The organism is Thalassobacillus devorans, assembly GCF_011761345.1.
In the GTDB taxonomy this organism is placed as follows: domain Bacteria; phylum Bacillota; class Bacilli; order Bacillales; family Halobacillaceae; genus Thalassobacillus; species Thalassobacillus devorans.
In genome coordinates this window covers 185,273-197,210 of the sequence record NZ_JAASRY010000002.1, presented here as the reverse complement: position 1 = coordinate 197,210, position 11,938 = coordinate 185,273, and the positions used below count along the sequence as shown (strand labels likewise).

8 protein-coding genes are annotated in these 11,938 nt (G+C 44.2%); all 8 read right to left on the bottom strand.

What is annotated here, in order from left to right:
* Nucleotides 1-17: 17 nt before the first annotated feature.
* Nucleotides 18-1,340 carry a glycoside hydrolase family 125 protein gene (locus FHS45_RS08275; protein WP_062442175.1) on the bottom strand — a complete coding sequence of 441 codons (1,323 nt, stop codon included), beginning with the start codon at nt 1,338-1,340 and terminating at the stop codon, nt 18-20.
* A gap of 6 nt (nt 1,341-1,346) precedes the next feature.
* A complete protein-coding gene (locus tag FHS45_RS08270) occupies nt 1,347-4,061 on the bottom strand; it encodes an alpha-mannosidase (RefSeq protein WP_062442178.1) in 2,715 nt (904 codons plus the stop codon).
* Nucleotides 4,058-4,699 carry a YesL family protein gene (locus FHS45_RS08265; RefSeq protein ID WP_166761387.1) on the bottom strand — a complete coding sequence of 214 codons (642 nt, stop codon included), beginning with the start codon at nt 4,697-4,699 and terminating at the stop codon, nt 4,058-4,060. Before FHS45_RS08265 ends, FHS45_RS08270 begins: the two co-directional genes overlap by 4 nt.
* A complete protein-coding gene (locus FHS45_RS08260) occupies nt 4,692-5,597 on the bottom strand; it encodes an ROK family protein (protein ID WP_062442182.1) in 906 nt (301 codons plus the stop codon). The genes FHS45_RS08265 and FHS45_RS08260 overlap by 8 nt, the downstream gene beginning before the upstream one ends.
* Nucleotides 5,594-6,982: a glycoside hydrolase family 1 protein gene (locus FHS45_RS08255; protein WP_062442184.1), complete on the bottom strand. Its 1,389-nt coding sequence runs from the start codon at nt 6,980-6,982 to the stop codon at nt 5,594-5,596. The genes FHS45_RS08260 and FHS45_RS08255 overlap by 4 nt, the downstream gene beginning before the upstream one ends.
* Nucleotides 6,983-7,160: 178 nt before the next feature.
* On the bottom strand, nt 7,161-9,779 hold the full coding sequence (locus FHS45_RS08250) for an endo-beta-N-acetylglucosaminidase (protein ID WP_148350036.1): 2,619 nt from the start codon (nt 9,777-9,779) through the stop codon (nt 7,161-7,163).
* A 300-nt stretch (nt 9,780-10,079) separates the two neighbouring features.
* On the bottom strand, nt 10,080-10,466 hold the full coding sequence (locus FHS45_RS08245; RefSeq protein ID WP_148350038.1) for a transposase: 387 nt from the start codon (nt 10,464-10,466) through the stop codon (nt 10,080-10,082).
* Nucleotides 10,467-10,968: 502 nt separating this feature from the next.
* Nucleotides 10,969-11,934, bottom strand: coding sequence for a 4-hydroxythreonine-4-phosphate dehydrogenase PdxA (gene pdxA / locus FHS45_RS08240; protein ID WP_062447553.1), 966 nt, complete (start codon nt 11,932-11,934; stop codon nt 10,969-10,971).
* Nucleotides 11,935-11,938: the final 4 nt, after the last annotated feature.

The following is an 11,938-nucleotide window of genomic DNA, read 5'->3' as shown; positions in this document are numbered from 1 at the left end:
TCGTCCCTCCTCAACTATTAATTTTTTTGTACGGCTAACCGCTCAAGGGGGCTTCCCGGTACATAAACGCCGATGGTACTGAGCACAAATTCACTGAACATGGAGTTTGCCCAGGCAAACCATGACCGCGTATACTGCTCCGGATGACTGGCGTTAAATCCTTCATGCATATAGAAGGTGTTGCCGTGCGTATTTTTCATCATGTTCAGGATGCTTTGTCTCTCTGATGTTTCTGTCGCTGTCATTCCCTGGATTGCTAAGGCAATATGCCAGATGTAGTGATCAGGCGTATGCGGGCTTCCAATTCCTTTCGCAACTTCCCCTTCGTAATAATAAGGATTATGCCTGCTCAATAAGAACTGACGAGTATTTTGATACCGTGGCTCATCAGCTGTGCAGTATCCGAGGTAAGGCATAGAGAGCAAGCTTGGAACATTTGCATCATCCATCAGATTGACTCCGCCTTTTCCATCTGTTTCATAGACATACATTTCATTAAAAATCGGATGGTCAATCTTCCCGTATCCTTCGATGCCCTCTTGGATTTCTCCCCGCAGCTGCATCATTTGGTCAGCCAGCCTGTCTTCCCCCATGACTGTGAGCATTTCATTGGCATACTCCAGGACAACAGTTGCAAACATATTGGCCGGAATAAGATAGCCATACAGACAGGCATCGTCACTTGGGCGAAAGCCCGACCATGTCATTCCTGTATAGGTGGAATCTCCACCTTTACCATCACGAAGCAGCGTATCCGAGACCCTGCAACCACTTCGTTCAAACAAGTAAGGCGATTGTTCTTCATGATGCTGCTCAATTTTCCAAACCTTATAAATCGTTTCAAGTACCTGTTTCAACTGTGGAGAAAGAATGTCGTTATCTCCTGTAGCCTTCCAGTAAAGGTAAGTCAACTGAATGGGATAGCAAAGGGAATCGACCTCATATTTTCTTTCCCATATTAGCGGGCTCATTTCGGTGTGATCCTCCTGATGCCCTGCTCCGGTTGCTTCCCGGTTAAATGCATTGGCATAGGGATCGTGCAGAATATAACTCCACTGCCTCTGGACCACCTGTTTCAGCCACCTCGCAACTTCCTCATCTTCTCCTGCTACGGTCAGGTAGGGACGCACTTGTGCCGCTGAATCTCTCAGCCACATCGCAGGAATATCACCGGTAATGACAAACGTTCCTTCTGCATCATCCTGAAGGGTAGTCTGATACGTATTCAAAAAACATTGGCGGAACAACTTCTGAAGCTCCGGATCCTCCGGGTACGCTTGATTGACCTTTTCGATAATGGTTTCAAATGATTCAGGGGTTGTTTTTTTCTCTTCAATCATATGCTACTACTCCTTCTCTTTCTTTTTCGTTACAACCAATGTCACAATTTCAAAAGGGTTTACAGTACGATTGATGGTAGTACCACCTAATCGATCATTCTTTTGCTCCAGCACATCAGATAGATAGCATTCCGCAGCATCTGGATAAGCGAGCGAAAGGGTAACAGGATGATTGTTCGGGTTGTACCATCTCAAGACCGTACCACTTTCACCTTCCGCTACTTTCACACTGGTCAGTGCCAGGTCTCCTTCCCAGTGAAATTCTGTTCCTGTCTTTGGTAGCTCCCCTGGATGCTGACTATCCTGAACTACTGGCGGGGTATATGGATAGGAATAGGCTTCTAAATAAGCTTTGGATTCAAGCACACTTGATTCATGAGGAATGATCATGAACGAAGCATGATTTATCCCCTGACATTGAGCTTCAGGCGTCTCAAACACACCCCAATCCCCCATCTCTCCAACAGCCCGAAGGAGTGTAATCGCAATCGTATCCTTGTCGATAATTTCATATTCGTGTAACCCCTTGCCAGCAATCGTCAAACCGAATCTGTCATCATTCATGCTGACAAAACGCTGCATGTGATGCATGACCGATGGATTTGTCCATTCCTGTTCCGGTTCATTCGGCCGTTTAACTATTTCAAAAATGCTGTCAGCATAATGATGCTCAGCCTTGCCCCCGACTGGAAACAAAGCGCGCATACGATGATCACGGCCAGTGTTATCCATTGCTACGTCCACTTTTAGACCATTTGCTCCCTTATCGAGCGTCAAGGTTGTGCAGATAGGAATGACTGTCGTTTCATCACTCCGTCCTGCCCTTCTTTCCGGGTGCCAGATCAGCTTCTCCCGCTCTTTTTGCAGCTGTTCATCGGCCGATAGAGGGACAGTCAAGCTTGAATGCAGCCTTATCTTTGCACTTAAAGGACTGTCTTCCAGCACCTCGATATCAGCCACTTCATTCGCTGATGTGATCGCATTTCCGTCCGATGACTGCTTGTACATATATTCATTTCCAATATCTCCGGTATTTTCATAGATTCCAAGCAAAGGATACGTATGGTTCGTACGCTTATCGGTAAGCGAATAGCTGCCGTTCGCATGAATCTCCACGACAACGGTTTCATTTTCCAGTCGTTTTTCTTTACTATTCCAGATCAGTGATTCCTTATTGCCCCTGGAAGTATGGGGTATAAGGAAGCAGCAATTATAGCCGACACGATTGGCTTCTTCCTGAAGGAATGTCACTTCTACTTCTCTGCCATAGTATGGTCTTCTAAATCCATCATGTGGGAGGTCATAGCCAAACCGGACACCGAGATCCTTCACATCACATGAAATCTCCCTACCATCATCAAGTTCCATTACATATTCCGGCAGCTCCTCGCTGTTCAATTTTTCCGGGATCTTCTGAAAATCCATTTCCTCGAAGTAAATCTTCTTCACCATTACCTTCGCTTTCACTACTTTGGAGGCTTGTTTTCCAGAGGTATGAAACACGACTAGCGGAATCGCCTCCGGGTTATTGTGAGTCGTATCAATGGTTTGTGTGACTTGCTGCATTTGTTCTTCAAGAAATTTTTGAGCTCCCAGGGACACCTTCTCAAACCGGGTCGCCATTTCCCTATGTACCGAATCGACACTGCACCCGCAAATACTGTCATGGGGATGGTTTTGCATCAACAGTTTCCAGAAGTACTCGGTGTAGGAGCGGTAAAACGAGCGATCCGATGCAAACAGCCCTAATGGCTCCACGTAATTCTCGAGAAGTGTCTGGGAATGATCATTCGCCTGTTTCAAATAAATGCGGGCGGAGGCTGTGTTGACAAGTGTGGACCATCCATCCGTTTTCTGGTTGCGCAGTTCACCTTGAATGGTTTGCAGACTCTCGGGAAGGTCATTTTTTACATTTGCTACATATTCTTGAAAGCTTGCATGCTTGAATTGGACATCCGGATAGAGCTGGTTCGCTCGTTCAATCGCAGTTGTCACATCTGTCTGGACCGGCTGGTGATCACAGCCATTCATATACAGCAAATGTTTGGTAGAAGCATAACGCCCGGACTCTTCAAGCTTCTTATTCCAATAATTTTTTGCTGCTTCTTCTTCCACTGGAATTTCATTCCCATTCGAGTACCAGTTTGCAAACAGAATACCAAGGACACTCGAACCGTCCGGTGCTTCCCAGGAAAGCTCCGAGTAAGGTGACGAATATTCATTTTGAAACACCTGGTTATTGAACCCTGTAGGCGTGACGCCTCTTCCAAAAGCAGCGACACCCATATTTGCCTGTTTTAAAATTTGAGGCGCCTGTCCATAGATACCGAACGTATCAGGAAAATATCCAATGCCACCTTCCTGCCCCCAGCGTTCCATGTCTTTTTTTCCATAGAGCAGGTTACGGAGATTCGCCTCCGAACTTGTCAAAAAGGCATCCTGCAGGATATACCAGGGGCCGATTACCATTCGCCCCTCCTTTATCTGCTTCTCTACCCTTTCCCGGTTCTCGGGACGAACTTCAAGGTAGTCATCCACCATAATGGTCTGACCGTCCATATGAAAACTATGAAAATCGGGGTTGTTTTCAAGCTGATTCAGTACATCATCGATTAGTTTCACTAAATAATAACGATGTTCTTCCAATGACATATACCATTCCCGATCCCAATGGGAATGGGAGATAATATAAGCAGTTTGCTTCGTCGCTGTTACGCTCATTTTGAAACGCCTCCTTCAACTTCAGGCTGGTGCCAGTACAAATGTTTAAAGCGGTTTAAAGAAACTTTCATTATCCAAAAAGCAGGCATTACCCCCACGGCAAACGGAATCAATCCTGGCAGGTTGTATAGCAGATAACCGACAATAGAAAGACCAATCCCTATCATCAGATTCTGTTTAAAACTGATCAGCATAATGATAAATGGCTGGATCAGATATCCTCGGAACGATTGACGGAAATGTACATAATAGGAAAAAAAATAAAGAAAGGAGAACAGGTACATCACCAGGCTCAATAGCAGCGCAAACATACAAAGCAGACTGAAAAATCCCTGCAGCTGGCTTACCAGATAAATGTTTAAAGCGATAAACAATCCGACCGCCAGATAGATCCAGCCAAGTCCATTTACGCGCATAAACTCCCGCTTAAAGGTCTGATGAAAATGAGGCCAGAGGGGTTGATCCAAATCACCTTTCAGCCATAGCCTGGTCGTCGAGAACAAGGCTATTGTCGATGGGAAAATTCCCATCACTATCCCTCCCAATAGGACATGGATAAACCAGATCCAATTAAGCATCATGATCCTCCAGATCCACTGGCAGCATTCCACAAAAAAGCTACCGAATCGATCAAACATGTTGATCACACTCCCTGTATTTTTTATTCCAAACATAAGCAGCTCCAATAAGCTGGGCATCAGCCAGGTGATGACATAGTCCAATATCAGGTCGAACCTTCGCATAAGGCAAACGGCTATGAATAGAACCGATGGCCTCATCCAATAAAGGAAGAAAATCAGGCTGGCGAGTAATACCGCCTCCGATTAAAATCTTCTCTGGATCTACTATGTATTGAATATTGAATACACCAACACCAAGGTAATGAAAAAAGGTTGCAATCGAACGCTTCGCTTCCTTATGTCCTTGAGAGACAGCAGCAAACGCCTGCTCCCCAGTCCACTGTTCATTCCCTGGCGACACTTCGTCCAGCCTTCTGGAAATAGCCGAAGAAGAACCGAGATCACTCCATGTCGACAAACGCGAAGTACTCCGGTCACTTTCCATAATGGCATATCCAAATTCTCCACCGTGCAGATTGGCACCTTTCCAAAGATGGTCATCCATCACAATCGCTCCGCCTATCCCAGTGCCACACACAATACAGGCGTATGTGCGAAGATTCGTCGCTGCCCCATTCCATTTCTCTGCAAGTGCGGCACAATTCGCATCATTCTCCACAGAAACAGGCAGGCAATAATGCTCATGCAGTCTTTCAAGAAGGTTGACCTCATGAAGAAACGGAACAGCACTATAGCCCAGTACGGCACCGGAATCCGTTATACTGCCGGGACTGCTTACAGCAATTCCGTGGATAGTTTGATCTTGCTTCTTTAAGTAAGCATCCAGAGTTGCATATAATTCAAAGAATGAGCCAGGTGTTTGTATTACCGTCTGTGTACTGAGTTTTGAGTCATTGGAAATAAGACCGAACTTCGTCCGTGTACCACCGATATCCATTGCCAATAGGTATGTCATGTGAGTTTGGTCTTTTCTGGCAGTTCATTTTCTGAAGCAAGCACCCGAAACCATTTACCGCTCTTTTTTATCTGCCGTTCTTTTGTATTTAGATCCAGTCGGAATAGCCCATATCGATTTTTATATGCATTCAGCCATGACCAGTTATCAACAAATGTCCAGACGTGATAGCCGTAGCAATTGGACCCCTCTGTAATTCCTTTATAAAGCCACTTTAAATGTTCCGATATGAATTCGATTCGATAATCATCCTGTATATCCCCATTGTGATCGGCGAATCTCTCTTCGCCTTCGACACCGATGCCATTTTCCGCTACGAACCAGGGAAGGTTCCCATATTCCTCCTTGATTCTTACGGCAATATCATAGAGACCTTTTTCATAAATCTCCCAGCCGCGATAGGGATTGATTCTTCTTTCCGGCCATTCATAGGAGCTGTAGTAGGCATCCAAAGATAAACCGTTCTCTCTTTTCACCGGCTGCTGGACCCGTCTTGGCTGATAATAGTTCACTCCAAGAAAGTCTACGGTATTTTCCTTTATAATGGCCAAGTCTTCTTTTGCCACTGGAGGAACAATGCCCAGTTCCTTCGTCCAGTTGATCAATTCATCCGGATAGGTGCCTTTTACCGCAGGGTCAAGGAAGCTTCGGTTAAAAAACAGATCTGCATAATCAGCTGCCATTCGATCAGCAGAACTATCACTTTTCGGATAGACAGGGGACAGGTTCAGGATGATTCCAATTTTTACACCACTTTGCCTCCGGAATTCTTTTACTGCCATGGCATGCGCCAACATCGTATGATAAGCTGCTTTCACTGCTTTTTTCATGTCATAAATCGCGGGAAGATGTTTATCGTTCAGGTAACCCATCTCAATAGGAACAATAGGTTCGTTGAAAGTGACCCAGTCCTCTACCAGATCCCCGAACAAACTAAAAGCCGTGCACGCATAATGGCTGTAGGCGAAGACGGTTTCCCTGCTTTCCCATCCACCTTTTTTATGAAAAGAAAGTGGCATATCGAAATGGTACAAATTCACAATCGGTTTAATTCCATTATTATGAAGACTTTTAAATAGGTAACGATAGAAGCGAACCGCTTCCTCATTGACTTGTGAGCCGTCCGGCATAAGACGCGACCAGGAAATGGATGTACGAAAGGAGTTTAATTTCAATTGCTTCATCCCTTCCATATCCCGATCAACATTATGGTAAAAATCCGAGGTGTGCTCTGGTCCTACCTGATTATGAAAAAGTTCTGGGGTCTTCTTATACCAATAATCCCAGACATGCTCTGCTTTGCCTCCTGTGGTGGAAGCACCTTCAAATTGAGGAGCAGATGTGGCGGTTCCCCATAGGAAACCTTCCGGAAATGTTATTCCCATTGTAAATCCCTCCTTTTTAGTAATCGCTTACATTGTGTGATTACCTCCTATAATAGCTGTATTCAGGAGAAATGAAATACCCTGACACCATGTCCTTTAAAAATTGCATAAAAACTTAAAATATTTAAGAGGTACAAAGAAAAAGGAAGGGCTTGTCGCCCCTCCCATCTCTTAAATATTAGTAACCATGTGCTTCCAATTCATATATCCTTACAGCCTGATCTCCAGTCTGTGTAGGGGTCTGCACAGATAGCCGAACATACCTTGCCGCTGTCAGTGGAATCATATGCTCGGAAACAGCATCCTGATTGGATTTGACCACTACTACTTCATCCCAATCCATCCCGTTTACACTTGTTTCAATCGTATAATCCTTAGTATTGAAGGCAGGAGATTCTCCTCCTGCTTCTGCATGTTTCAGGACGAATTTTGATAAATCATAGGTATCCTGCAAATCAACGATCAGCCAATGATCAGAACCGAGTGCACACCATTTGCTATTGTTCTCCACTTCACCATCAATAGCATTCAACGGTCCTTCACTGTCCGCACAAGCCCAGCTTGCTTCAGCACTTTTGTTTAGAGCAACATTTTCTATCGAACCAGCATTATCCGTAATTGTAATATAAGCTTCTTTCGTTATTGTGTCTTCCCCTGAGGTGTTTTTTGCAGTTAACGTTACAGCGTACGTTCCTTCTTCTGCATAACGGACAACCGGATTTTCTTCGGTACTTACCTCCGGATCTCCCCCTTCAAACTGCCACTCCCATTCTTCTGTCACCTCGGATGATTCACTGAAGAATTGGATCTCTTCACCTGGTTTAGCCACGGTATGATCTACACGGAAATCGGCCTTAGGAGTCGGGTATTCCGGCCATTGGAACTCGACGCTGCTCGACTTTCCGCGAACATTTTCATCACTAACCGCGATGACGTTAAGTTTGCTTATTGACTCTTTGCCATCCCTTCTCATATCGTTTATGGCATACACATGATTCGGCGTAGCTCCAATAAACGTTTGTGTGCCATTCGCATCTTCCCGGTAGATTTCATAATAACTTGCGCCCTCTGCTTCCTCCCAGGATAAACGGACATCTGCATAGAGCCCTTCCGTAAATTCTGTTTGATCTACTAACATTTTGGTCGGTTTCTCTGGAGCATGTTTCGCTTCTTTTTTGTTATAAACTTTAATCTCACCAATATTTATTTGGTAGTCTTCCGTCGATTTGTTTGCATCAAAACCGAGCCCAAGGGAAGTTAAGTTCTCTCCCTTATACTTCTTTAGCTTGAATGTTTTGGTTACCCAGTCTCCATGACTCTTCTTTTTTACATCAAAATACGCAGTCGTGTCATGATTAAGACCTACTTCTACTTGCATATCCGGACGTTTTTGATCCGTTTTATACGTAATAGAAAGTTCCGTATCTGCTTCAATGACCATGTCTGTCTTGTATAGCTGCAGGTTCGTCGTATTCTGAGACGAACGTTCCCCTTCTATTTTTAAGGAGCTTCCTCCATAATAAGCCGTGCTCCAATCAAATGATGGTTTCAGCAGCTCACCTTCTCCATCAAGTTTCCATCTCCATGTCGGGAGCAGATCCTGCAAACTGCGATTGTTCCATGATTGATTAGAAGCCACTTCTCCATCAATGGAGTAAAATTTTCCACTTCCGGTATTAAAATTCGTTGTAAATGGAAGTTCATCAATTACTGTCTGCTCGGAAAAATACGTAGACATGCCAGGCCACTGATTATCAGCATCGCCTGTCCAGAACTTTTCTTCCTTCTGATAGAACTGATCCATTTCCTTAGAAGACTTGAAAGCCCAGTCCGGTCGATAGATTCCAAGGGAAGTCCATGCTGAACCATCTTCAGCAAACAAGTTCTCCCAGTTGACATTTGTTGCCGTACCATTCGCTTCTACATCTAACCCGGCGTATAAATCATATGATGAACGCCCAATTTCAAGGGCTTTATCGTGGGAACGCTGCTGGCTCTCATTCCACCACCAGAAGTTCAAGAACATACTATCAGCAACCCGCTGACTTCCGTCCTGCAGAAATAACTTATTTTGATCAGTTAAGTAATTCTGCCAATCAATCTCCCCCGTTGAAACCATCGAGTCATACCACATGATTTCCATATCCTCCGGCTTTTGTTCCTGAAGATAAATCAAGAATTCTTGCATTTTTTCTGCAGTTTCTTCATCTCCACCTTCTGTTTCCTGATTAATGAACCAGCCATCAAACCCATAATACTCTGCAGCCTTGAGTAACTGGTCAGCTGCCGGGAACGATCCATCGACACGCTGCTGCAGCATTTGTTCTACCCATTCCTCTTTTCCACCATAGACTTTAGGCGGGAAAAACACATTCCCAAGAATAGGTACGCCATTGCGGTGGGAAGCATCAATGACATCAGCACTTGGCGGAACTATGATCCCTTCTCCCGAAGACCCGGCCCAGTAAACCATTAGATCTACGTATTGCCAGAATCCAAATGTGTTTGCATAGAAATCCGATCCGCCCTGTGAAGGGACTCCACTCGTATTAGGGTTAAGAGCTGACAGAGCTACAAGACGAGGCTCGTCGTCATTTTTGTCTCCTACTCTATCATTAAGTGGAACCGTTGAACGATTATACAGCGCATCTGAGTCTTTTTCCGGCGACCATTCTAATAAATCTTTTGGGTACCAGTGGGAAGATGTTGGTGCTTCTGCAAACCCCACAAGAGGAAACATACAAAAGATGATAGCAAATACACTTCCCCAAAACGTAAACTTTCTACTTTTACTCAAATAATTCACCTTCCTTTTAATTTTAAAGTCGTTCCTTGTTGCTTGGTTGTCTTCTCTGGCTCACCTCCATTTAAAGATTGTCTGCACAAAACAGCCCTTTTTAAGCGCTTACATTTAAGTCGTTTAGCAGACGTTTACAGATTTTAATCTAGCAAAATTAATTTAATATTCAATCTATTCTAGGAATATAGTCAACTATTGCCATATAAACTAAAGTTATTACAGTTCTTCATCGACCCCAGATCCTCCAATATCTGGAGTACCTGGGGTGTTTCCTTTTTTACCCCGGATCCCTCCAAATTATGGATGATCACTGGCAACTGATTCTTTTGCTTTGACAAACTTGTCGTATCCTTCGATACCATTGAAATACTTTGGGATTTTTGTTGCGGTGAGGATTGGATTCAACGGTTTAAGCGATAAATATTGAGGATAGCTGCTCCATTTATAAGTATCAGGAGTAGCAGTGAGGTTCGCCCGTACTGGGTTTAGGTGGATATAACGGCTGATTTGCAGGAATGCTGTGATGTCAGGTATTGGCTGTCCTTTATACCTGCCCTGGAAGAGATGGCCAACGTAATCGTATTTCTTGTTGAAATAAATGGCGTAATGGGAATGGGCTTGTCTAATGAATGTGTGAGTTGGATGCTTTATGGTTTCGACCAGCAGGTGTACGTGGTTGGTCATGAGCAATAAGCGTGGAGATCAAATGGGTAACTGCGCTGACTTCTGCTTAACAACTCTAAATAATAATAGCGGTCAGCATCTTCTAAGAATATGTCTGCTTTTCGGTTTCCTCTCGCAATGATCGGGCTGATATTTTTTCCGGTTTTTCGAATCTCTGGTATATTATTGGGCCCTGTATGGTTGCATTCTATCCCTTGGTTCCAGGTATTGGCCTAGGGTTATGGCTAAGATCTTTCATCTTTCCTGATAAAACTAGACAAGAAAAGAGCGGGCTATTAGGTATGGGGGCAGTAATTATGAAGCGGAGTTCGACAAAAGTCCGATCTTATTAGCAAAGATTCGCTATAATATTAATAGATATGTTATTGATATGGACTAATTTGAATACATTAAGGTGATTTTTCCACATATAAACAAACGTTTGTTCAACCTGTTTTTTTATCGACAATACCCCAGGTCCTCCAAATTCTGGAGGACCTGGGGTATATATACTGTTTACATATTATTTATTGGGTGCCAGTTCAATCGCTTGGCGTAACGCTTCTTGCAGGCTTTTCTCGTCTGCTATACCAGTCCCCGCAATATCAAACGCTGTTCCATGATCGACACTTGTTCGAATAATCGGAAGTCCTACCGTTATATTGACTCCTGATTCTAAACCCAACACTTTGATAGGACCATGGCCTTGATCATGATACATGGCCACAACTATGTCAAAGTCGCCACGGACAGCACGAAAGAAGAGTGTATCCGCTGGCAATGGACCTTGTACAGCAATCCCCTCTTCCTGGGCTTGCTCTACTCCTGGAATTACTTTTTCTTCTTCTTCTCCGTATCCGAAAAGGCCATTCTCACCTGCGTGCGGGTTAATTCCACAGACTGCTATTTTCGGTTCAGGATTCCCTGCTCTCGATAAGGTATCATGAGCCATGCGTATCACATCATAAACTCGGTTTGGATTAATCATTGATACGGCATCTATTAATCCAACATGAGTGGTTACATGGATCACTTTCAGTTTAGGCGAGGAAAGCATCATTGAAAAATTGCTCGTATCGGTCAATTCAGCAAGTATTTCCGTATGCCCCGGATAAAGATGGCCACCTTTGTGAAGCGCTTCTTTATTCAATGGTGCCGTGCAGATCGCGTTAATCTTGCCCTCTTTCGCTAGCTCGATCGCTGTTCTTAAATATTCAAAGGCAGCGTGGCCAGCTTCGGCAGAGACTCTTCCAAAGGGTAAATTTTCAGGGAGCAGATCTAAATCCAGACAGAGAATCTCTCCTTTCTCCCCAAGAAACTCCTCATTTTTATGTACATTCCTAATGGTTACATCGGCACCCACGATTCTGGCAGCTCGATCAAGCATCTTTTTATCCCCAATCACCAAAGGTATAGCATGCTCATGTATGTTAGCATCCATCAAACTTTTCACGATAATTTCCGGTCCTACTCCTGCTGCATCGCCCATCGTA